This is a genomic window from Streptomyces sp. 2131.1, assembly GCF_900105515.1.
Classification (GTDB): domain Bacteria; phylum Actinomycetota; class Actinomycetes; order Streptomycetales; family Streptomycetaceae; genus Streptomyces; species Streptomyces drozdowiczii.
In genome coordinates this window covers 3482287-3505652 of record NZ_FNSY01000001.1, presented here as the reverse complement: position 1 = coordinate 3505652, position 23366 = coordinate 3482287, and the positions used below count along the sequence as shown (strand labels likewise).

General features: G+C 70.8%; 18 protein-coding genes. 12 read left to right on the top strand and 6 right to left on the bottom strand.

Translation table 11 applies throughout. From position 1 onward, the window contains the following. Complete coding sequence (locus BLW14_RS15590; protein ID WP_093707884.1) at nt 1-1059, bottom strand: metallophosphoesterase; 1059 nt, start codon at nt 1057-1059, stop codon at nt 1-3. A 175-nt stretch (nt 1060-1234) separates the two neighbouring features. Continuing rightward, complete coding sequence (locus BLW14_RS15585; RefSeq protein ID WP_026242993.1) at nt 1235-2347, bottom strand: LacI family DNA-binding transcriptional regulator; 1113 nt, start codon at nt 2345-2347, stop codon at nt 1235-1237. Nucleotides 2348-2718: 371 nt separating this feature from the next. Between BLW14_RS15585 and hisC the strand changes: the two genes are divergently transcribed. The 5 genes from hisC to BLW14_RS15560 all read left to right on the top strand — a co-directional run bounded on the left by hisC (nt 2719) and on the right by BLW14_RS15560 (nt 11983). Beyond that, complete coding sequence (hisC, locus tag BLW14_RS15580; RefSeq protein WP_093707883.1) at nt 2719-3798, top strand: histidinol-phosphate transaminase; 1080 nt, start codon at nt 2719-2721, stop codon at nt 3796-3798. A gap of 237 nt (nt 3799-4035) precedes the next feature. Then, entirely contained in the window at nt 4036-5544 is a 1509-nt protein-coding gene (locus BLW14_RS15575) for a cytochrome ubiquinol oxidase subunit I (protein WP_093707882.1), read from the top strand. A gap of 16 nt (nt 5545-5560) precedes the next feature. After that, nucleotides 5561-6562, top strand: coding sequence for a cytochrome d ubiquinol oxidase subunit II (gene cydB, locus BLW14_RS15570; protein WP_093707881.1), 1002 nt, complete (start codon nt 5561-5563; stop codon nt 6560-6562). Nucleotides 6563-6607: 45 nt separating this feature from the next. Then, the gene (gene cydD / locus BLW14_RS15565) at nt 6608-10120 is read left to right on the top strand and encodes a thiol reductant ABC exporter subunit CydD (protein ID WP_093707880.1); all 3513 of its coding nucleotides are present in this window, start codon (nt 6608-6610) and stop codon (nt 10118-10120) included. Between the two features lie 81 nt (nt 10121-10201). Further along, nucleotides 10202-11983, top strand: a complete 1782-nt coding sequence (locus tag BLW14_RS15560; protein ID WP_256332797.1) for a GAF domain-containing sensor histidine kinase — start codon at nt 10202-10204, stop codon at nt 11981-11983. A gap of 47 nt (nt 11984-12030) precedes the next feature. Here BLW14_RS15560 and BLW14_RS15555 read toward each other — a convergent pair whose 3' ends face one another. Continuing rightward, entirely contained in the window at nt 12031-12897 is an 867-nt protein-coding gene (locus tag BLW14_RS15555) for a Cof-type HAD-IIB family hydrolase (protein WP_093707879.1), read from the bottom strand. Between the two features lie 185 nt (nt 12898-13082). Here BLW14_RS15555 and BLW14_RS15550 point away from each other — a divergent pair, with 185 nt between their 5' ends. Then, nucleotides 13083-13973 carry a DUF72 domain-containing protein gene (locus BLW14_RS15550; RefSeq protein ID WP_093707878.1) on the top strand — a complete coding sequence of 297 codons (891 nt, stop codon included), beginning with the start codon at nt 13083-13085 and terminating at the stop codon, nt 13971-13973. Then, nucleotides 13964-14914: an LLM class flavin-dependent oxidoreductase gene (locus BLW14_RS15545; RefSeq protein ID WP_093707877.1), complete on the top strand. Its 951-nt coding sequence runs from the start codon at nt 13964-13966 to the stop codon at nt 14912-14914. The genes BLW14_RS15550 and BLW14_RS15545 overlap by 10 nt, the downstream gene beginning before the upstream one ends. A 101-nt stretch (nt 14915-15015) precedes the next feature. On the opposite strand, the gene BLW14_RS15540 is transcribed toward BLW14_RS15545, so the two are convergent. From BLW14_RS15540 to BLW14_RS15530, 3 genes are all read right to left on the bottom strand, one after another. Continuing rightward, nucleotides 15016-15558 (bottom strand): RNA 2'-phosphotransferase, encoded by a 543-nt coding sequence (locus BLW14_RS15540; RefSeq protein ID WP_093707876.1) that lies wholly within the window; start codon nt 15556-15558, stop codon nt 15016-15018. A 172-nt stretch (nt 15559-15730) separates the two neighbouring features. Further along, nucleotides 15731-16693: a MerR family transcriptional regulator gene (locus BLW14_RS15535; RefSeq protein WP_093707875.1), complete on the bottom strand. Its 963-nt coding sequence runs from the start codon at nt 16691-16693 to the stop codon at nt 15731-15733. Next, nucleotides 16690-18462: an SDR family oxidoreductase gene (locus BLW14_RS15530; RefSeq protein WP_093710742.1), complete on the bottom strand. Its 1773-nt coding sequence runs from the start codon at nt 18460-18462 to the stop codon at nt 16690-16692. Before BLW14_RS15530 ends, BLW14_RS15535 begins: the two co-directional genes overlap by 4 nt. Before the next feature lie 325 nt (nt 18463-18787). Between BLW14_RS15530 and BLW14_RS15525 the strand changes: the two genes are divergently transcribed. From BLW14_RS15525 to BLW14_RS15505, 5 genes are all read left to right on the top strand, one after another. After that, on the top strand, nt 18788-19795 hold the full coding sequence (locus BLW14_RS15525; protein WP_371128073.1) for an ABC transporter ATP-binding protein: 1008 nt from the start codon (nt 18788-18790) through the stop codon (nt 19793-19795). Further along, on the top strand, nt 19792-20700 hold the full coding sequence (locus BLW14_RS15520) for an ABC transporter permease (protein ID WP_018522031.1): 909 nt from the start codon (nt 19792-19794) through the stop codon (nt 20698-20700). Before BLW14_RS15525 ends, BLW14_RS15520 begins: the two co-directional genes overlap by 4 nt. Then, nucleotides 20697-21608: an ABC transporter ATP-binding protein gene (locus tag BLW14_RS15515; RefSeq protein WP_018522030.1), complete on the top strand. Its 912-nt coding sequence runs from the start codon at nt 20697-20699 to the stop codon at nt 21606-21608. Before BLW14_RS15520 ends, BLW14_RS15515 begins: the two co-directional genes overlap by 4 nt. Nucleotides 21609-21631: 23 nt before the next feature. Further along, nucleotides 21632-22351, top strand: a complete 720-nt coding sequence (locus BLW14_RS15510; RefSeq protein ID WP_093707874.1) for an ABC transporter permease — start codon at nt 21632-21634, stop codon at nt 22349-22351. Nucleotides 22352-22639: 288 nt separating this feature from the next. Then, entirely contained in the window at nt 22640-23332 is a 693-nt protein-coding gene (locus BLW14_RS15505; RefSeq protein WP_093707873.1) for a hypothetical protein, read from the top strand. Nucleotides 23333-23366 lie beyond the last annotated feature (34 nt).

The window sequence follows — 23366 nt, the reverse complement described above, 5'->3', positions numbered from 1 at the left end:
TCAGTCATGCAGCGGCAGTTGGACGACCAGTAGCTTTCCGGCCATGGTCACTCCGCCGTCCATGGCGATGGCGAGCCCGTCCGCGTACACATGGGGGCCGTCGACCTGAGGGCCCGCACCGTCCTCGCTGTCCTCGGAGCCGACCTCGCCGGTCAGGTACGGAATCGGGCTGTGACCATGGACGACGCGCCGGCCGCCGTACGCCGCCATCAGCTCCTGGACGGCCTCGGCGCCCTGCTCGTCCCGGAAGGCGAACCGCTTGGTGAGCTTGCGGAACAGGTCCCAGCATTCGTCGGCGTCGTTGCGCGTCAGGATGGCGTGCACGGTGTCGTTGACGTCCTCGATGGTGGATCCGTAGTCGAGGTACGCCGTCGTGTCCGAGTGCATCAGGAGGTGCCCGTCCTCCTCGACGACCGCGTCGAGCCGGGACATCCACTGGAGGTGGACGTCCTGGAGGCGTTCCATGTCCGCCTTCTGGCCGCCGTTGAGCAGCCAGGCGGCCTGGAAGGTGGCGGTGCCCGCGCCGGAGTTCACCGGGGTGTCGGCGAACCGCTTGGCGCCGATCAGCAGCAGCTCGTGGTTGCCCATCAGGGCCTTGCAATAGCCGCCGGCGGCCGCGGCCTCGGCGGAGAGCCGCATGACGAGGTCGATGACGCCGATGCCGTCGGGGCCCCGGTCGGTGAAGTCGCCGAGGAACCAGAGGCGCGCGTTGCCGGCGGCCCAGCGTCCGTCGGTATCGATCAGGCCCTGCTCGCCGAGCGCTGCGAGCAGCTCGTCCAGATACCCGTGGACGTCACCGACCACGTACAGCGGGCCGAGACCCGGTGCAGCGGCGGGACGCGGCTCGGGCACGGGCTGCACCTGGGCGGGTTTGTCGGCACTGATGACGGGAAGGTCGCGCGCCGTCGGCGTGTACCCCTCCGGCGCGTCGCCCTCCGGGAACTGGCTTCCCGGGTGCGGTGAGGCCGGCGGCGCAGGGGACTGCGCATAGGGCGGTACGCGGAAGTCGCGCAACGTCGCCGTCCGCACCACGGGTTCCTGACCGGCCCCCTGTGTCATCGACCCCTCCACACCACCGTCGCGCCGCCGTACACCTGACGGGCCCTGCTGGTCGGGTTGGTCCGCGGTGTCGTGCGCCCATCATAGGAATGCGGATCGTGCTCTGGGACGCACCAGGGGTGGTGAATCCTTCCGCATGCCAGGTTCGTCGGTCGATTGGTCCCAATTGGGCTGATCAATCCCCTGCCGGGGAACGCGGCGCACTGACCGTGGTGCGGGGCGGGCGGCGTTGCGAGGACGTCCGGACGATGAGTTCCGTCGGTATCACCCGCTCCACCGGGCCGTCCTGGTCGACGCCCTCGATCGCGTCGATGAGCAGCTGGACGACCGCCGTGCCGATGCGCCGCGGCTTCAGCGAGAGTGTCGTGATGGGCGGCTCGGTCGTCGCGTAGACCGTGGACTCGCTGCAGCAGACCAGCAGCAGGTCCTCGGGGACGCGCAGGCCGTAGCGCCGGGCGGCCGCCAGCAGGTCCGTGCCGTTGGGGTCGAAGAGCCCGTAGACGGCGTCGGGGCGGTCGGGGCGGGCCAGCAGCCGGTCGGCGGCCACCGCTCCCGCGCAGGGGTCGTGGGCCGGGTAGGACTCGTAGACGGGGTCCTGCCCCACGCGCTCGCACCAGTGCAGGTAGGCGGTGGTGGAGAGCCGGGTGTACGTGTCGGTGGTGGTGCCGGTGAGCAGTCCGATACGGCGGGCCCCGGCGGCGGCGAGATGGTCGAGGAGGTCGAGGACGGCGGCCCGGTGGTCGTTGTCCACCCAGGCGGTGACCGGCAGCGACCCCGCGGGGCGGCCGTCGGAGACCACGGGCAGACCCTGGCGGACCAGCTCGGTGACGACCGGGTCCTGGTCGGAGGGGTCGATGACGACGGTGCCGTCGAGGGCCACGTTCGACCACACGTCGTGGCGCGAGGTGGCCGGGAGGATGACCAGGGCGTAGCCGCGGGCGAGCGCCGCCGAGGTGGCCGCTCTCGCCATCTCCGCGAAGTACGCGAACTCGGTGAAGGTGAAAGGTTCATCCCCGTACGTCGTCACGGTCAGGCCGATGAGGCCGGACTTGCCGGTACGGAGCGTGCGGGCCGCCGCCGAAGGGCGATAGCCCAGGCGCTCTGCGACCTCGCGGACATGGCGGCGGGTGGCGTCCGGAAGCCTGCCCTTGCCGTTGAGCGCGTCGGAGACGGTCGTGATGGAGACGCCGGCGGCCGCGGCGACATCCCGGATACCGGCACGTCCCTGCCTGCCGCCGCGCCGGGGGGTCTCCGTCCGGCTCACCTGGTGCTTCCCTGCTGCTGTCATGGCGAGCCGATAGTAGGGCTCGGACGGGCAGTTGGCCCGGTCGCATATGCACCCATTGACAGGCACGTTTCTGCAAGGTCATTTGGCGCCAAAACCCTTGCTTACCAAGGAGGTTGGTGGGGCCCGCCGTCATGTGTCACGCATCTGACGGGACGGGCCTGCCGGGGGAGTGAGGTCTCGAAGAGGTCTCAACTCACCTCTTCGAGGGACGCGCGCCACGGAGTGCGCCACCGGCGCGCGCCATGGCGGGGCGCGCTCCCCCTCATTCCGGGGTCCACCGGACGAATCCGCTGTCCACCCGTTCGCAGCGGCGCCCAATCCTCATAAGGTGAGCAGTATTGCTGTGTACGGATGGTCGAGGAGGACCTGCGGTGAGCGAGACGAGCCCCAAGCTGCGTGCCGAGCTGGACGGCGTTCCCGCCTATGTGCCGGGCAAACCGGCATCGGCGGACGGACCGGCCGCGTTCAAGCTCTCCTCCAACGAGAACCCGTATCCCCCGCTGCCGGGAGTGATGGAGGCCGCGACGGCCTCGGCGGCGCACTTCAACCGCTACCCGGACATGGCCTGCACGGGTCTGATGAACGAGTTGTCCGACCGCTTCGGTGTACCCGTGTCGCACCTGGCCACCGGGACCGGTTCGGTCGGCGTGGCCCAGCAGCTGCTCCAGGCCACCTCGGGCCCGGGTGACGAGGTCATCTACGCCTGGCGCTCCTTCGAGGCGTACCCGATCATCACGCAGGTCAGCGGCGCGACCTCGGTGAAGGTGCCGCTGACCGACGGCGAGGTGCACGACCTGGACGCGATGGCGGACGCGATCACGGACCGGACGCGGCTGATCTTCGTCTGCAACCCGAACAACCCGACCGGCACCGTCGTGCGCAGGGCCGAGCTGGAACGGTTCCTCGACCGGGTGCCGGGCGACGTGCTCGTGGTGCTGGACGAGGCGTACAAGGAGTTCATCCGCGACGTCGAGGTTCCGGACGGCATCGAGATCTACCGGGACCGCCCCAACGTGGCGGTGCTGCGGACGTTCTCCAAGGCGTACGGCCTGGCGGGGCTGCGGGTCGGCTTCGCGGTGGCCCATGAGCCGGTGGCGGCGGCGCTGCGGAAGACGGCGGTTCCGTTCGGCGTCAGCCAGCTCGCCCAGGACGCGGCGGTGGCCTCGCTGCGCGCCGAGGACGAGCTGCTCGGCCGGGTCGGGTCGCTGGTGTGCGAGCGGGACCGGGTCCATGGGGCGCTGGTGCGGCAGGGCTGGACCGTGCCCGAGTCCCAGGCGAACTTCGTCTGGCTGCGCCTGGGCGACCGCACCCTGGACTTCGCGGCGGCCTGTGAGAAGGCCGGCGTGGTGGTCCGCCCGTTCGCGGGTGAGGGCGTGCGCGTCACCATCGGTGAGAACGAGGCGAACGACCTGTTCCTGAAGGTGACGGAGTCGTTCCGCAGGGAGCTGTGACCGGCGCTTCCCGGCAACCGGGCCCCGTATCTCGTAAGAGGTGCGGGGCCCTTTCGTATGCCCGGCGCCCGGAGCGGCGGGCGAGGGGGACCCCCGGCGAACGCCTCGAAAACGCGTGCGCCATAATTGCTTGTGAATGTGAACGCGTTCACAAGCGTGTCCTGCTTCCTCCCGTGATCCGTTGGATTTCACGGACAAATCGCCGACGTGACGGCGGTGACGTAAGGAGAAGACGACGTGGAGCTAGCTCTGGCGCCGGAGACCCTGGCGCGATGGCAGTTCGGTACGACGACCGTCTACCACTTCCTCTTCGTTCCTCTGACGATCTCTCTCGCGGCGCTCACCGCCGGCCTGCAGACCGCCTGGGTGCGGACGAACAACGAGAAGTACCTCAGGGCCACCAAGTTCTGGGGGAAGCTCTTCCTGATCAACATCGCTATGGGTGTCGTCACCGGCATCGTCCAGGAGTTCCAGTTCGGGATGAACTGGTCCGACTACTCGCGGTTCGTCGGTGACATCTTCGGGGCCCCGCTCGCCTTCGAGGCCCTGATCGCGTTCTTCTTCGAGTCCACCTTCATCGGTCTGTGGATCTTCGGCTGGGACAAGCTGCCGAAGAAGATCCACCTCGCCTGCATCTGGATGGTGTCCCTCGGCACCATCCTGTCCGCCTACTTCATCCTGGCGGCCAACTCCTGGATGCAGCACCCGGTCGGCTACCGCATCAACAAGGAACGCGGACGCGCCGAGCTCACCGACTTCTGGCACGTGCTCACGCAGAACACCGCGCTCACCCAGTTCTTCCACACCATCACCGCCGCCTTTCTGGTCGGCGGAGCGTTCATGGTCGGGATCGCGGCCTTCCACCTGGCCCGCAAGAAGCACATCCCGGTGATGCGGACCTCGCTGCGCCTGGGACTGATCACCGTGGTGATCTCCGGCCTGCTGACCGCAGTCAGCGGCGACCAGCTCGGCAAGGTGATGTTCAAGCAGCAGCCGATGAAGATGGCGGCGGCCGAGGCGCTGTGGGACGGACAGAACTCCGCGCCCTTCTCGATCTTCGCCTACGGGGACGTCAGCAAGGGCCACAACTCGGTGGAGATCTCCGTCCCCGGGGTGCTGTCCTTCCTCGCCGACGACGACTTCCACTCGTACGTGCCCGGCATCAACGACATCAACAAGGCGGAGCGGGAGCGCTTCGGCCCCGGTGACTACCGGCCCAACATCCCAGTCGCCTTCTGGAGCTTCCGGTGGATGATCGGCTTCGGCATGGCTTCCTTCGGCCTCGGCATCCTCGGGCTGTGGCTCACCCGGAAGAAGTTCATGCTGCCGGAGGCGATGCGCACGGGCGAGGACGAGGTGCCGAACCTGGTCCTCTTCAAGAACAAGGCCCTCAGTCCACGCCTCGCCCGGTGCTACTGGATCGTCGCCCTGTGGACCCTGCTCTTCCCGCTGATCGCCAACTCCTGGGGCTGGATCTTCACCGAAATGGGCCGTCAGCCCTGGGTCGTCTACGGCGTACTCCAGACCCGCGACGCGGTCTCCCCCGGCGTCTCGCAGGGTGAGGTGCTCACCTCGCTGATCGTCTTCACCGTGCTGTACGCGGTGCTCGCCGTGATCGAAGTCCGGCTCCTCCTGAAGTACATCAAGGCCGGGCCCCCGGAGCTCACGGACGACGACCTCAACCCGCCCACTCGGATCGGCGGCGATCACGAAGACGCCGACCGGCCCATGGCCTTCTCCTACTGAGAGCGGGAGCCGAGAAATGGAACTCCACGACGTCTGGTTCGTGCTCATCGCCATCCTGTGGACCGGCTACTTCTTCCTGGAGGGGTTCGACTTCGGGATCGGCGTCCTCACCAAGCTGCTGGCCCGGGACCGCAAGGAACGACGGGTACTGATCAACACGATCGGCCCGGTCTGGGACGGCAACGAGGTCTGGCTGCTCAGCGCCGGCGGAGCGACCTTCGCCGCGTTCCCCGAGTGGTACGCCACGCTGTTCTCCGGGTTCTACCTGCCGCTCCTGGTCATCCTGCTCTGCCTCATCGTGCGCGGCGTCGCCTTCGAGTACCGGGCGAAGCGGCCGGAGGAGAAGTGGCAGACCAACTGGGAGCACGCGATCTTCTGGACCTCGCTGATCCCCGCCGTGCTGTGGGGCGTGGCCTTCGGCAACATCGTGCGGGGCGTGAAGATCGACGCGCACATGGAGTACACGGGCAGCGTCCTGGACCTGCTCAACCCCTACGCGCTCCTCGGCGGCCTGGTCACCCTCACCCTCTTCACCTTCCACGGCGCGGTGTTCGCCGGGCTGAAGACGGCCGGTGACATCCGGGCCCGGGCCCGCGCCCTGGCCCTGAAGCTGGGTGCCGTCACGGCGGTCCTCGCGCTCGCCTTCCTCATCTGGACCCAGCTCGACAACGGGAACGGACGGAGCCTCGTCGCGATGGTCGTCGCCGCCGTAGCGCTTCTCGGAGCGATCGTGATGATCGGGGCGGGTCGTGAGGGCTGGTCCTTCGCGCTCTCCGGCGTGGCCATCGCGGCAGCGGTCGCCATGTTGTTCCTGACGCTCTTCCCGAACGTCATGCCCTCCTCGCTGAACGACGCCTGGAGCCTCACGGTCACCAACGCCTCGTCCAGCCCGTACACGCTGAAGATCATGACCTGGTGCGCCGGGATCGCCACGCCCGTCGTGCTGCTCTACCAGGGGTGGACGTACTGGGTGTTCCGCAAGCGGATCGGCACCCAGCACATCGCCGATGCGCACTGACGCAGTGAGTGTTCCGACCGAGCCGAGCCGCATGGGGTGTTTCACGTGAAACCGATCGACCCGCGTCTGCTCCGCCACGCCCGTGCCACGCGCCTGTTCATGGTGGCCGTGGTGGTTCTCGGCCTGGCCGGGGCGGCGCTGGTCATCGCCCAGGCCATGCTGGTCGCCGAGATCGTGGTGGGTGGCTTCGAGGACGGGCTCACGACCGGCGGGCTGCGGACGCCGCTGCTGCTGCTCGCGGCGGTCGCGCTCGGCCGGGCCCTTGTCGCCTGGCTCACGGAGCTGGCCGCCCACCGGGCCGGTGCTGCGGTCAAGTCCGAACTGCGCGGCCGGCTGCTCGACCGGGCGGCCGAGCTGGGGCCGGACTGGCTGAGCGGCCAGCGCACCGGCTCGCTGGTGACGCTCGCCACCAGGGGGATCGACGCGCTCGACGACTACTTCGCGCGCTGCCTGCCGCAGCTCGGGCTCGCGGTGGTCGTGCCGGTGGCCGTGCTCGCCAGGGTCGTCACCGAGGACTGGGTGTCGGCAGCGATCATCGTCGTCACGCTGCCGCTCATCCCGCTCTTCATGATCCTGATCGGCTGGGCGACCCAGTCGCGCATGGACCGTCAGTGGAAGCTGCTCTCCCGGCTCTCCGGCCACTTCCTCGACGTGGTGGCCGGGCTGCCGACGCTGAAGGTGTTCGGCCGCGCCAAGGCCCAGGCCGAATCGATCCGCAGGATCACTTCGCAGTACCGGCAGGCCACCCTGCGCACCCTGCGGATCGCGTTCCTGTCGTCCTTCGCCCTCGAACTTCTCGCCACCCTCTCGGTGGCCCTTGTCGCCGTCACGATCGGCATGCGGCTCGTGCACGGTGAACTCGACCTGTACACCGGCCTGCTGGTCCTGATCCTCGCGCCCGAGGCCTATCTCCCCATCCGCCAGGTCGGCGCGCAGTTCCACGCCGCAGCCGAGGGGCTCTCGGCTGCGGAGGAGGTCTTCGCCGTCCTGGAGACGGAGCCTCGTGCCGGCGGTACGCGGGAGGTCCCCGCGTCGCTGCGGCTGGAGCTGGACGAGGTGACCGTCCGGCACGAGGGCCGCTCCGAGCCCTCGCTCGCCCCCGTCTCGCTCACCGTCGAGGAGGGCGAGACCGTCGCCCTGGTCGGTCCGAGCGGGGTCGGCAAGTCCACCCTGCTGAACGTCGTGCTGGGCTTCACCGCCCCCGAAGCGGGCCGCGTACGGATCGGCGGCACCGACCTGGCCGGCCTCTCCCTCGAACGCTGGCGGGAGCACATCGCCTGGGTGTCGCAGCGGCCGCACCTCGTCGCGGGCACCATCGCTGAGAACGTCAGGCTGGCCCGTCCCGCCGCCGACGACAGCGCGGTGACGGCGGCGCTGCGCGATGCGGGGGCGTACGACTTCGTGCAGGGGCTCCCCGACGGCGACCGCACCCTTCTCGGCGAGGACGGCGCCGGACTGTCCGCCGGCCAGCGTCAGCGGATCGCGCTCGCCCGGGCCTTTCTCGCGGACCGGCCGGTGCTGCTGCTCGACGAGCCGACCGCGAGCCTGGACGGCGAGACGGAAGCGGGCATCGTCGAGGCGGTACGGCGGCTGGCCGCGGGCCGGACCGTGCTGCTGGTGGTGCACCGGCCGGCGCTGCTGGCGGTCGCGGACCGGGTGGTGACCCTGACGGCACCCACCCCGGACGAGGGCCTGGCCTCCCGGCCCCGCGCTGTGAGCGCGCCCGAGGACATCCGGCCCACCGAAGAACCGGCCCGCGCGGCCGAGGCGCCCGAGGGGACCGCGGCGGAGCGCGGACACGTGCTGACCCGGGTCCGGCACGCCGCAGGCGCCCAGCGCGGCCGGCTCGGGCTCGCCCTGCTGCTGGGGAGCCTCGCCCTGGGATCCGCCGTCGGACTCATGGCGGTCTCCGGCTGGCTGATCTCCCGCGCCTCCGAACAGCCCCCCGTCCTCTACCTGATGGTCGCGGTGACGGCGACCCGCGCCTTCGGCATCGGCCGGGCCGTCTTCCGCTACGCCGAGCGCCTCGTCTCGCACGACGCGGTCCTGAGGATGCTCGCCGAACTGCGCGTCGCCGTGTACCGGAGCCTGGAGCGCATCGCGCCGGGCGGCCTGCGCACCACCCGGCGCGGTGACCTGCTCGCGCGGCTGGTCGCTGACGTGGACGCCCTCCAGGACTACTGGCTGAGGTGGCTGCTGCCCGCAGGCACCGCCGTCCTCGTGGGTGCCGCGACCGTCGGCTTCACCGGCTGGCTGCTCCCCCAGGCGGGCCTGGTCCTGGCGGCGGGACTGCTGCTCGCGGGCGTCGGCGTCCCGCTCGTCAGCGGTGCCTTCGCCCGCCGCGCGGAACGGCGGCTGGCCCCGGCACGCGCCGACCTGGCCACCCGGATCACCGACCTGCTGGCCGGCACCGCCGAGCTGACCGTCGCGGGTGCCCTCCCCGGACGCGTGGCCCGGACGCGCGCGGCCGACGCCGTGCTCACCCGGATCGCCTCCAGCGCGGCGACCGCCACCGCGCTCGGGGGCGGCCTCATCGCCCTGATCGCCGGCCTCACCGTGGTGGCCGCCGCACTGGTCTCCCTGCCCGCCGTGGCGGACGGCCGGCTCGCCGGCGTGGAGCTCGCCGTCGTCGTCCTCACTCCGCTGGCCGCCTTCGAGGCAGTGACCGCCCTGCCGCTCGCCGCCCAGTACCGGCAGCGGGTCCGGCGGAGTGCGGAACGCGTGTACGAGGTGCTGGACGCCCCCGTGCCCGTACGGGAGCCTGCCGCCCCGGCCGCGACTCCCGCGAGCCCCTTCCCGCTGGAGGTGCGCGGGCTCTCGGCCCGGTACGCGGGCGCCGCCCGCGACGCGCTCACCTCCGTCGACCTCACCTTGGAGGCGGGCCGCCGCATCGCCGTCGTGGGGGCCTCGGGGTCCGGCAAGACCACGCTGGCCCAGGTGCTGCTGCGCTTCCTGGAGGCGCGGGCGGGCACGTACCGGCTCGGCGGGGTCGATGCCTCGGCGCTGGACGGGGACACCGTCCGGCGGTTCGTCGGGCTGTGCGCCCAGGACGCCCACATCTTCGACAGCTCGCTCCGGGAGAACCTGCGGCTCGCCCGCCCCGCCGCGACCGAGCCGGAACTGCGCGATGCGCTTGCCCGGGCCCGCCTGCTCGACTGGGCGGACGCGCTGCCGGACGGGCTGGACACCCTCGTCGGTGAGCACGGCGCCCGCCTCTCCGGGGGCCAGCGCCAGCGCCTCGCCCTGGCCCGGGCCCTGCTCGCCGACTTCCCGGTCCTCGTGCTGGACGAGCCCGCCGAGCACCTCGACCTGCCGACCGCCGACGCCCTGACGGGGGACCTGCTGGCGGCGACCCGGGGTCGTGCGACGGTTCTGATCACGCACCGGCTCGCCGGTCTCGAAGCGGTGGACGAAGTGGTGGTCCTGGAAGCGGGCGGGATCGTGCAGCGGGGCGCGTACGACGTACTGGCGGCGGTCGACGGACCGCTGCGCCGGATGCTGGCGCGGGAACGTGAGAGCGTGGGCGGTCCGGTCGGGGCGATGGGCGTCCACGTCTGAGCGCATGGGCGTGCACGTCTGGGCGCGAAGGAATACGGCTTCCGACTTTCCCCCGCAAATAGGACTAATTACGCTCTGGGTATGGCAGCCGAGGATCCGGACCAAACAGAGCCTTCGAAGGACTCGGAGCCCTCGCAGGACACGCGCGACGACGTGACAGAAGCCCAGGGCGCGGGCGGCGACGTGCCGGAGACGGCCGAGGTGACGCGGAGCCTGCGGGGCCTGTCCACCGAACTCACCGCCCGGGTGCCACGTCTGCTGGAAGCCATGCGTTCTGTGGGCACCGGCCTCGAACTGCACTCCACGCTCGACCGGATCTGCGAGACGGCCGCCGAACTGGCCCACGCCCGTTACGCCGCGATCGGAGTCGTGGACGAGGAGGGCGAGGGCCTCTCCGACTTCGTCACCTACGGCGTACCGGAGCCCGTAGCGCGCGAGATCGGCCGACGGCCGGACGGCCACCGGGGGCTGCTCGGCGCCCTCATCCACGACCCCCGCCCTCTGCGGCTCGCGGACCTGACCGACGATCCGAGGTTCGACGGCTTCCCGCCCGGTCATCCGCTGATGCGCACGTTCCTCGGCGTTCCGATCAGGGTCCAGGGCGAGATCTTCGGAAACCTGTATCTCGCCGAGAAGGACGGCGGCGGCGAGTTCAGCGACTACGACCTGCACCTGGTGCGCGTACTGGCGACGGAGGCCGGGATCGCCATCGGCAACGCCCGGCTGTACGAGGCCGCCCGGCAGCGTGAGCGGTGGATCGACGGTTCGGTCGCCGTGACGACCGCGCTGCTCTCCGGCGGGGACGCCGACGACGCGCTCACGGTCGTCGCCGAGCAGGCCCGCCGTCTCGCGGGTGCCGCCGCAGGCATCGTGCTGCTGCCGGCCGAGGGCGGGGGCCTGGAGATCGTCGCCGTCTCGGCGGACGATCCGACGGACTCGCTCGGGCTGATCGTTCCGGCCCAGAGCCCGGTGGTGGGGATGCTCCTGGGGGGCGAGGCGGTCTTCGTCGACGACTCGGCCACCGACACCCGCATGATCACCAGGCTGGCGGACCCGTTCGGGCCGAACATGCTGCTGCCCCTGCACAGCGGGGGGCGGGTGCTGGGCGCGCTCGCCACGCCCCGGGCCAGGGGTGACAGGCCCTTCACGGAGACGGAGCGCACGCTCGCCGCCCAGTTCGCCTCGCAGGCCGCGCTGGCCCTGATGATGGCCGACGCCCAGCGCGACCGGGAACGCCTCGCGGTCTACGAGGACCGCGACCGGATCGCCCGTGACCTGCACGATCTGGTCATCCAGCGGCTCTTCGCGACCGGGATGATGCTGGAGAGCGCCCAGCGGCGGTCGGACGTGCCGGAGGTGCAGGCCGGCGTCGGCCGGGCGGTGGACGAGCTGGACGTGACCATCCAGGAGATCCGTACCGCGATCTTCGCGCTTCAGCAGGAGCCGGCCGAGGCGCCGTCCGGGCTGCGCACCCGGGTTCTCCGTGAGATCAACATGGCTGCCGTGCCGCTGGGCTTCAAGCCGTCCCACCGTTTCGTGGGGGCGGTCGATTCCCTGGTGGGCGAGCTGACGGGCAAGAACCTGATCGCGGCGCTGCGGGAGGCGTTGTCCAACGCGTTCCGGCATGCCGGGGCGGCGCGCATCGAGGTGGTCGTCGACGCGACCGTCACGCTGGAGGACGGCCGGGACGCCGTGCGGCTCTCGGTCGCCGACGACGGGGTGGGCATGCCGGAGGGCGGGCGGCGCAGCGGTCTGCGGAATCTGGCCCGCCGGGCGGAGTCGCTGGGCGGGGCCAGCTGGTTCGAGCCCGGCATCGGGGAGGGCGGGGGAGGCACGACGGTCGTGTGGCAGGCGCCGCTGTGAGGCGCGCGAGGCCGTCCGGCGCGGTGGTACGCGGGCGGCTGGGGAGCTCAGGGCCCCGCCGGGCTCTCCGCCCGTTCCGCGAGGATCCGCTCGATGACGACGGCCACGCCGTCCTCGTTGTTGGTGACGGTGCGGCCGGAGGCGGCGGCGATTGCGGCCGGGTGGGCGTTGCCCATCGCGTAGGAGGTGCCGGCCCAGCTCAGCATCTCCACGTCGTTGGGCATGTCGCCGAAGGCGACGACCTCGGCCGCCGAGATGCCGCGCTCGGCGCAGCACAGCTCCAGGGTGCTGGCCTTGGAGACGCCGGGCCCGCTGATCTCCAGGAGCGCGGCGGGGCTCGACCGGGTGAAGGTGGCCCGCTCCCCCGCGGCCGCGCGGGACAGTGCCAGGAACTCGTCCGGGTCGAGCTCGCCGTGGCGTGCGAGCAGCTTCAGCACCGGCGCGCCGTCGCCGGGGGCCTGCTCGTGCAGCAGCTTCTCCGCGACCGCCACGGTGGCACCGGGGTCGAGGTAGAAGGGCGGGTAGGCGGGCTCGTAGTGGATGCCGGTGGCCAGCTCGACGGCGAAGGACGTGCCGGGCGCGGCGGCGCGCAGCGTGTGGACGACGTCGAGGGCCGTCTCCCGCTCCAGCCCTCGGACCTTCAGCAGGCGCCCGCCGTCGTGCAGGTCGGCGACGGCCGCGCCGTTGGCGCAGATCGCCAGTCCGTGGCCGTGGACGTGGGCGCTGACGACATCCATCCAGCGAGCGGGACGCCCGGTGACGAAGAAGACCTCGACCCCCGCCTCCTCGGCGGCGGCGAGCGCACGGACCGTGCGGTCCGAGACGGTCTTGTCGTCGCGCAGAAGGGTCCCGTCCAGATCCGTGGCGATCAGCCGGGGAACGACGGTGGCGGACTGTTCGATAACGGAGGTCACCCGTACATTCTCGCGTACGTAGGTGCACGGGCGTGCGGAGGGGCGCACATTTGAGACCACGCGCCCCTGACCTGGCGAACATTCCACAGGCATATGACGGGGTCGAGGAATGGGTGCGGGCGACCTGGGTCCGTCCCCTTCCGGTCCCCGGGTGTCCCGCGCCCCGTGCGGGGAAAGCGGGCGGGATGGGAGAGATCCGAGTCGGCACCTGCTCGTGGACGGACAAGGCCCTGGTGGCCAGTGGCTGGTATCCCGCGGGCAGCCGCGACGCGGAGGGCCGGCTGCGGCACTACGCCACACGGTTCCCGGTGGTCGAGGTGGACTCCACGTATTACGGACTGCCCAGCATCCGCAACAGCCTTCTGTGGGCCGATCGCACGCCGGACGGCTTCCGGTTCGACGTGAAGGCGTTCTCCCTGCTCACCGGGCACCCCACCCGGCCGCACGCGCTGCCCGCTGACCTGCGTCCGGCCTTCGTACGCGATCCCGGGCGCAACGGTGTCGATCCCGGCCTGCTCGACGAGGTGTGGCAGCGCTACAGCGCGGCCCTGGAACCGCTGCGGGCCGCGGGGCGGCTGGGGACGCTGCTCTTCCAGTTTCCCGCACGGCTCGTACCGGGGAGGCCGGCGGAGGAGTTCGTGCGCCGGTGCCGTGAGCGCGCGGCTGGCTGGCCGGTGGCGGTGGAGTTCCGGCATCCGGGCTGGTGGCGCGGGGAGCAGGCCGACGCGACGGCCGCCTTGCTGACCGATGTGGACGCGGCCGCCGTGGCCGTGGACATGGTCCGGACGCTGCCCGCCTCCGTACCGCCTGTCGTACGGGTCACCCGGCCGGGGCTCGCCGTGGTGCGGCTGCACGGCCGCAACAGCGCCTGGGGGACCGGTACGAAGGAGGAGAGGTTCCGCCACACCTACACGACGGACGAGCTCCGCGAGTGGGTGCCGCGCGTCCACGAGATGGCCGAGCGGGCCGACGAGGTCCATGTGCTGTTCAACAACTGCTGCGGTGACGCCGCCGTCCGCGCGGCCGAGTCGATGCGGTGCCTTCTCGGCTCTCATAGGGTCGCCCCATGCGACTGAGCACTGTGATCCTGCCGATCCACCGCTGGCACGAGGGGGGCCGCGAGCGCTGGCGGCGCGCCGAGGAGCTGGGCTTCCACACCGCCTACACGTACGACCACCTGTCCTGGCGGGCCTTCCGGGACGGTCCGTGGTTCGGCGCGGTGCCCACGCTCACGGCCGCCGCGGCTGCCACCGAACGGCTCCGGCTCGGCACACTCGTGACTTCGCCGAACTTCCGCCACCCGGTCACCCTGGCCAAGGAGCTGATCACGCTCGACGACATCTCAGCCGGCCGCATCACTCTCGGCATCGGCGCGGGTGGCAACGGCTTCGACGCGACGACCCTGCTGCGGAGCGGCGAGGTGCCGTGGACGCCGCGGCAGCGAGCCGACCGGTTCGGCGAGTTCGTCACCCTGCTCGACGCCCTGTTGCGCGAGCCGGCCGGGAAGTCGTACGAGGGGGAGTCCTACTCGGCCACCGAGGCGCGGAACCTGCCCGGCTGTGTGCAGCGTCCCCGTCTGCCCTTCGCCGTCGCCGCGACGGGGCCGCGCGGCCTTGCGCTGGCCGCGCGCCAGGGACAGGCGTGGGTGACCACGGGTGACCCGAAGCTGTACGAGGCGGGCAGCGCCGCAGAGTCGCTCGACGCCCTACGCCGGCAGGTGGACGGCCTGGCACGCGCCTGCGCGGAGGCCGGGCGGGACGTGGCGGAGCTGGACAAGGTCCTGCTCACCGGGTTCACCCCGGAGTTCAACCCTGCGCTCGCCTCGAACGGTGGCCGGCCCCTGGACTCGGTCGACGCGCTCGTGGACTTCGCGGGCAGGCATGCGGAGCTGGGATTCACGGAGATCGTCATCCACGCACCGGTGCCGGCCGACGGGCCGGGTTTTGACGCGGCGGTGCCGGACGAGAAGCTGTTCGAGGAGATCGCGGTGCGGGGCGCGGCCCAGCTGGCAGGTTGACGGCGGCCCGGCTGACGGGGCCCGGGCTCCACGGCGGCTCGCCTCCCCGGCGGGCCGGCTCCGAGGCGGCCGGGTCCCCGCGCGCTCACGGCCCGCCCGCCTCAGCCCGGCAGGCGCAGATACTCGGCGGGCACGGCATCCGTGAGCCACACCCCGTTGGCGCTGACCCAGAACGTGTGGCCGCCGCGGTGCATCGCGCCCGCGTCCACGGAGAGCACGACGGGGCGGCCGCGCCGGGCCCCCACGCGGGTGGCGGTCTCCCGGTCGGGCGAGAGATGTACATGAGTGCGGTTCATCGGGCGCAGTCCCTCGGCGCGGATCGCGTCCAGGACCCGTCCGACCGTGCCGTGGTAGAGGTACGCGGGCGGTTCGGCCGGCGGCAGGCCCAGGTCCACGGCCACGGTGTGCCCCTGGCTCGCTCGGATGCGGTCGTCGGCCACGGCGAAGCGCTGCTTGTCGTTGGCGGCCACGACGTGGTCGAGCTCCGCCCTGCTGATCGGGAAGTGATGACGGGCTGCCGCACGCAGCAGCTCGTCGATCGGCACCCACCCCTGGGCGTCGAGCGCGAGCCCGATCCGCTCGGGCTGGTGCCGCAGGTGCTTGGAGAGGTACTTGGACACCTTGACGGTGCGTCTTTCATCCATGTCCTCAGCGTGCCCCTGACATGATCCGGCTGCATCCGCATTTTCGTCCGGACTCCACCGGAACGATTGTCGCTCAGAGGTTTGATCCACAGCCAACTCGACTTATCCACAGGTTGATTGGCAATTCTGTGGACAAGCGACTTGCGAAATAGGCGGTTTGCTCAATTTTGGCCTATTCGCGCGGAGATGGAGTCAGCGCATCCAACGCCCTCTTGTGGACCTCTCGTTGCGCCGCAGCCGTGACGAAGGCGGCGACATGGTCGCTGCCAACCAACTTCTCCACAGCCTCGATCGTGGCGGCCGGCAATGCGACGGACACCTCCGGAACGTCGACGGAGCCAGGCGTGTAAGGCCCGTCCGCGGTGAGGTGCTCCTCCAGGTGGCGAGTGGCGAACAGCCGCATCGCACGCGCGAGTTCCGCGTCGACCGTCTGTTGGGCGAGCGGTCGCAGCCGTCGCACCATCGACGCCGCATCGGCCGCGTCCGCGTCGCTGGGTGGACGGTGACCGAGCCATCGCGCGAAGACATGCTCGGTAGTGAACTCCAGGAACCGGGAGGCTATCTGCTCGACCTGACCGCGAACCTCCCTGAGCTGTGCGGCGATTGCGGATAGCGGCACGCCCGCCTCGGACAACTCGACGGCCACCGCCAGCTCCTGCGGGCTCGGGACGACGAACTCGTCCTCTCCGGGGACGGGTTCGAGGACGCCCAGCTCCACTGCCTCCGCGATGGCCTGTTCGTCGGTGACACCCTCGAACCTGGCGACCAGTTGGGCTCTGCTGATGCGGTCGGCCCGTTCGTCGGTCCAGGGGCCGTGCACCTCGGCGACGAGCCCGAGCACCCCGCCGAGGCCGCGCCCCGCGTCCCAGGCGTCCAGCAACTCCTTGATGCTGGCCAGGGTGTAGCCCCGGTCGAGGAGATCGGCGATCCGGCGGAGCCGGGTGAGATGAGCATCCCCGTACACGTTGGCGCGCCCCCGCCGCTCCGGGGCGGGCAGCAGCCCGCGGTCCTGGTAGGCGCGGATCGTGCGGACCGTGGCGCCGCTGGCCTGCGCCAGGCCATCGATCCGGTACTCGGCAGCGCTCCGCCCCCCGGACGGAGGGCGGGCGCCGTCCCCGGACCCGGCCCGGCTCACAGCGGCGGCTTCAGCCGGGCGACGCCCCGCAGCACGCCGGGACCGACGCGGGAGAGGAAGCGCGCTGTGTGGGCCTCCGGCGTCACCGGGACGACGGCCTGGTTGCGCACCACCGCCCGGAGAACCGCGGCCGCGACCTTCTCCGGCGGGTAGTTCCGGGCACCGTAGAACTTGCCCGCCCGTTTGCGCAGCCGCTGCTCCTCCGCCGCGTCCGTCCCCACGAACCGTGCGGTGGACGTGATTTCGGTGTTGACGATGCCGGGGCAGATCGCGCTGACCCCGATCGACTTCTCGGCCAGCTCGGCCCGCAGGCACTCGCTGAGCATCAGGACGGCCGCCTTCGACGTGCTGTACGCGGGCAGCGCACGGGACGGCTGGAAGGCCGCTGCCGAGGCGGTGTTGACGATGTGGCCGCCCTGGCCGCGCTCCGCCATCTGCCGGCCGAAGAGGCGGCAGCCGTGGATGACCCCCCACAGGTTCACGTCGAGGACGTTCCTCCAGTCCTCGGAGGTGGTGTCCAGGAACGGGCCGGACAGCCCGATGCCCGCGTTGTTGACCAGCACGTCCACGACCCCGTACTCGGCGGCCACCCGGGCGGCGAGCTTCTCCATGGCCTGCTCGTCGCTCACGTCCACGGCCTCCGCCCAGGCCTCGGGCGCCCCGGCCTGCCGGGCCGACTCCGCGGTCCGCTCGGCGCCCTCGGCGTTCCGGTCGACGGCGACCACTCTGGCCCCCGCCTCGGCGAAGGCCAGGGCCGTGGCCCGCCCTATCCCGCCCGCGGCACCCGTGATCAGCACGAGCTGGCCGCTGAACCGCTCCGCGTACCGCCCCTGCGGCCGGGCCTCCACCGGAGCGCCCGTCTCCCGGGACGCCTCGGTGGCCGTCACGAACTCGTCGATCCAGGAAGCCAGCTGGTCCGGCCGGGTGCGCGGAACCCAGTGCTTGGCCGGGAGTGCGCGGCGGGTCAACTGCGGCACCCAGTGTTCGAGTTCGTCGTAGAGCCTCTCCGAGAGGAACACGTCACCGGTCGGCGTGATCAGCTGCACCGGCACGTGCGCGTACGCGTCGTCGCGCGGCCTGCGCAGCCGGGCGCGCACGTTGTCCCGGTAGAGCCAGGCCCCGTGCGCGGCGTCGTTGGGCAGCGAGGACGTCGGGTAGTCGCCCTGGGGCACCTTCTCCAGCCGCTCCAGGATGCCCGGCCAGCGCTTGCCGAGCGGTCCGCGCCAGGCCAGCTCGGGCAGGACCGGGGTGTGCAGCATGTACACGTACCAGGACTTGGCACCCTGGCCGAGCAGCTGGCCCACCCGGCGCGGGGTGGGGCGGTTCACTCGGCGCTTGATCCAGTGGCCGAAGTGGTCCAGGGACGGGCCGGACATCGAGGTGAAGGACGCGATGCGGCCCTCCGTGCGGGCGACCGTGGCGAACTCCCAGGACTGCACCGAACCCCAGTCGTGCCCCACGACGTGCACCGGGCGGTCCGGACTCACCGCGTCGGCCACGGCCAGGAAGTCGTCGGTCAGCTTCTCCAGCGTGAAGCCGCCGCGCAGGGGCTTGGGGGCCGTCGAGGCGCCGTGGCCGCGCACGTCGTACAGCACGACGTGCCACTTCTCGGCCAGCCGCGCGGCGACCTGGGTCCAGACCTCCTTGCTGTCCGGATAACCGTGCACGAGCACGAGCGTCGGCCGCTCGGCGTCCCCCAGCTCGACCACGCACAGTTCGATGCCGCCCGTGGCCACCCGGCGCTCGCGCGCCCCCGGCAGGTCACGCAGACGCACTCCGCCTCTCCCTCCGGACTCCCCGGTGTCCGCGGGCCGTTGGTTCTCTCCTCGTGACGCCATGCGACCGTCCGTCCCCTGCCGTGTGCGGTACGTGCTCGTAACGTGACACTGATGAATGTGACAATGACCGGCGGCTGCGTCAAGGGGTGTGCATGGCCTGTGGACAACTCTCCGTGCAGGCCGCGGCGGCTTTCGACGGGTCTTCCGGGTAGTCCTTCCTGAGGTCCCCTTACGGGTCCCCTACAACTGGAGTCTGACGTCGATCCAACCGTCAGGTCTGACGACCGCTGTGGTCCGCGCCACTACCGTCGAACCTGTGAATGTCATCGCTGCCGAAGGCCTGAGCAAACGGTTCCCCCGGGTGACCGCGCTCGACCGGCTCTCCTTGGACATCGGCCCGGGTGTGACCGGGCTCGTGGGTGCCAACGGGGCCGGCAAGTCCACGTTGATCAAGATCCTGCTGGGTCTGTCGCCCGCGACCGAGGGCCGGGCCGCAGTGCTCGGGCTCGACGTCTCGACCAGCGGCGCCGCCATCCGCGAGCGGGTCGGCTACATGCCGGAGCACGACTGCCTGCCGCCCGACGTCTCGGCCACCGAGTTCGTCGTCCACATGGCGCGCATGTCCGGGCTGCCGCCCACCGCCGCCCGCGAGCGGACCGCGGACACCCTGCGCCACGTCGGCCTGTACGAGGAGCGCTACCGCCCCATCGGCGGCTACTCGACGGGCATGAAGCAGCGGGTGAAGCTCGCCCAGGCGCTGGTCCACGACCCGCAGCTGGTCCTGCTCGACGAGCCGACCAACGGACTCGATCCCGTCGGGCGCGACGAGATGCTCGGTCTCATCCGCCGCATCCACACCGACTTCGGCATCTCGGTCCTGGTCACCTCGCACCTGCTCGGCGAGCTGGAACGCACCTGCGACCACGTCGTCGTCATCGACGGCGGCACGCTGCTGCGCTCCAGCTCCACCAGTGACTTCACTCAGACCACCACGACGCTCGCGGTCGAGGTCACCGACAGCGACACCCACCCCGACGGCACGGGCGCCCTGCGCCGTTCCCTCACCGAGGCGGGCGTCAAACTCGTCGGGCTGGACGGACTGGACACGCAGGGGCTGCCCGGCGCCGGCCACATCCTGCTGGTCGAGGCGACCGGCGAGGAGACGTACGACCTGGTGCGCGACAGCGTCGCGGGGCTCGGACTCGGCCTCGTACGGATGGAACAGCGCCGTCACCACATCGCCGAGGTGTTCCGCAGCGACGAGGCGCGGCCCGCGGCCGTGCCGGCCGGACCCGTACTGCAGAAGGGGGAGCGGACGCGATGAGCACTGAGACCGGCGCCGCGGCCGGGAGCGAGACCTCCCGGATCCACAACATCGGCTACCGCGCCTACGACGGCCCGCGGCTCGGCCGCGCCTACGCCCGCCGCTCGCTGTACTCGCAGACCCTGCGGGGCTCCTTCGGGCTCGGCCGCTCGGCCAAGTCCAAGGTGCTGCCCATGCTGCTGTTCGGTGTGATGTGCCTCGTTGCGGCGATCATCGTCGCCGTCGCCATTGCCGCACCGGGGACGACGAAACTTCCGATCAAGTACACGTCGTTCGCGATCTACCTGCAGGCAGTCATCGGTCTGTTCATCGCCGCCCAGGCACCGCAGGCGGTCTCCAGGGACCTGCGGTTCAAGACCGTACCGCTCTACTTCTCGCGGCCGATCGAGCACGGGGACTACGTCCTCGCCAAGTTCGCCGCCATGGCCTCCGCGGTCTTCGTCCTTACGGGTGCGCCGGTCGTGATCCTCTACATCGGCGCGCTGCTGGGGAAGTTCGACTTCGGCGACCAGACCAAGTGGTTCGCCCAGGGGATGGTGTCCGTGCTGCTGCTCTCCGTGCTCTTCGCCGGCCTCGGTCTCGTAATGGCCGCGCTGACGCCCCGCCGCGGCTTCGGCGTCGCGGCGGTCATCGCCCTGCTGACGATCACGTACGGCGCGGTCACCACCGTCCAGGGCATCGCCTGGTCGACCGGCTCCGAGGGCGCGGTGCCGTATCTCGGGCTCTTCTCACCGATCACGCTGATCGACGGGGTGCAGACCGCGTTCCTCGGGGCCACCTCGGCCTTCCCCGGTGGGAACGGGCCGGGCGCCGGTATCGGTGTCGTCTATCTGCTCGTTGTTCTCGCGCTGATCGCCGGCTCGTACGCCGTGCTGATGCGCCGCTACCGGAGGGTCGGGCTGTGACCACCATCGAGATCGACCACACCTCCCGCTGGTTCGGCAACGTGGTCGCCGTCAACGACGTGAGCATGACCGTGGGCCCCGGGGTCACCGGCCTGCTCGGCCCCAACGGCGCCGGCAAGTCGACGCTGATCAACATGATGGCCGGATTCCTCGCCCCGTCGACGGGCACGGTCACGCTCGACGGGAAGCCGATCTGGCGCAACGAGGCGGTGTACCGGGAGATCGGCATCGTGCCGGAGCGCGAGGGGATGTACGACTTCCTGACCGGCCGCGAATTCGTGGTGGCCAACGCCGAACTGCACGGACTGGGCGACGCCGAGGCGGCGGCCGCGCTGGCCACGGTCGAGATGGAGTACGCGCAGGACCGCAAGATCTCGACGTACAGCAAGGGCATGCGCCAGCGCGTGAAGATGGCGTCCGCGCTCGTCCACAACCCGTCCGTGCTGCTGCTCGACGAGCCGTTCAACGGGATGGATCCGCGCCAGCGGATGCAGCTGATGGAGCTGCTGCGCCGGATGGGCGCGGAGGGCCGTACGGTCCTGTTCTCCTCGCACATCCTCGAAGAGGTCGAGCAACTCGCCTCGCACATCGAGGTGATCGTCGCGGGACGGCACGCGGCTTCCGGTGACTTCCGCCGCATCCGCCGGCTGATGACCGACCGCCCGCACCGCTACCTCGTACGGTCCAGCGACGACCGGGCCCTGGCCGCCGCGCTCATCGCCGATCCGTCGACGGCCGGGATCGAAGTCGACCTGAGCGAGAACGCCCTGCGTATCCAGGCGATCGATTTCGGCCGCTTCACCACACTGTTGCCCAAGGTCGCACGCGAGCAGGGCATTCGTCTTCTGACCGTTTCACCGTCCGACGAGTCCCTCGAATCGGTCTTTTCCTATCTCGTAGCGGCCTGAGGCCGACAAGGAGCTGTGACGTCATGTACGACCCCACAGTCGCCCGGCTCACCTACCGGGCGCTGCTCGGCCGGCGCCGCGCCGCCATCCTCTTCGTCCTGCCCGCACTGCTGATCGTCATCGCGGTCGCGGTACGGATGTTCGCGGGGGCCGACGACCAGGTGGCCTCGGACGTGCTGGGCGGATTCGCCATCGCCACCATGGTGCCGCTGATCGGTGTGATCGCCGGTACGGGCGCCATCGGCCCGGAGATCGACGACGGCTCGATCGTCTACCTGCTGGCCAAGCCGGTGAGCCGCCCGACCATCATCTTCACCAAGCTGATCGTCGCGATCGCGGTGACCATGGTGTTCTCGGCGGTCCCGACGCTGCTCGCCGGTCTGACCCTGAACGGCAACGGCCAGCAGATCGCGGTGGCGTACACGATCGCCGCCCTGGTCGCCTCCATCGCCTACAGCGCGCTGTTCCTGCTGCTGGGCACGGTCAGCCGGCACGCGGTGGTGCTGGGTCTCGTCTACGCGCTGGTGTGGGAGGCCCTGTTCGGCAGCCTGGTGCCGGGTGCGCGCACCCTCAGCGTGCAGCAGTGGTCGCTCGCGCTGGCGGAGAAGACCGGCGGCAACGGCGCGATCACCTCGGACGTGGGCCTGCCGCTCGCGACGGTCCTGCTGGCCGTGGTCACCGTGGCGGCGACCTGGTACGCGGGGCAGAAGCTGCGCACGCTGAAGCTCGCCGGCGAGGAGTGAGACCCGTCCATCCCTGTGAAAGCCCCCGGCCGTTCAGCCGGGGGTTTTCACATGTCGGACAGTCTTACGCGTAACTGTACGTTTATCGGTGCGTTGTTCACGGTGCGTGGAGGCAACTGGAATCCGTGGCGTCGTAGCGTTCGTGAAAGAGCAGATGGCCGATGCGGCGAGGGAATACCCGCCGGTCGGTTCCTTGAGTGAGTGGCAACCGTGAGCGTCCTCCGCCCCTGAAGCCCGGGGAGAGGGCTGTCCATTTCCGCGCAGCTCTTCACGAACGGAAGGCAGCTCATGCCGACGGAAGTCGCCTTGCTCGAATCACGCGCACTGCGCGTCGAACAGATGGGGCGCGTCGACGTCCTGGACAAGGTGAAATGCCTTGTCATGCTCCCGGATGGGGTTCACCTTCGCACAGAGGACGTGGCTCGTTACTTCGAAGTATCCACAAGGGCGGTCAGGAGGCTGGCCGACCGGCACCACAGCGAGCTTCTGGAAAACGGAATGCGGGTGCTGCGAGGCTCTGATCTGCGAGACTTCCATAGCGACATGCTGTCGCTATGGGGTGGTGAGGATGCCGGAAGTTATCCACAGGCGGCCACTCAGCTCCGTCTCTTCACCCGCCGGACCGTGCTCAACGTCGCCATGCTTCTTCGCGACAGCGACGTCGCGCGGTGCGTGCGTACGTATCTGCTCGACGCCGAGCAGGACCTGCGCGCCGGGTACGCGTCGCTCGAACACCGCGTCACCCGGGTCGAGAGCCATCTGGCAGGCGTGGGCATCGCGCTCCAGGAGCTGGGCCCGGTCCTCAACCGCATGTCGCATCGGCTCGACAGCCTCGACCGCAGGCTGGAGGCGACCCACCAGGTCGTCGGCGCCATGAGCGTACGGCTGAGCGGGGTGACCGAGGACGTCGGCCGGCTCGATGGGCGCATGGACGCACTCGCGCGCAACCTGAAGGAGCTGAACCGGCGCAACCAGCGCTGATCAGGCCCGGCAGACGTGGAAAAGGCTCAGGGAC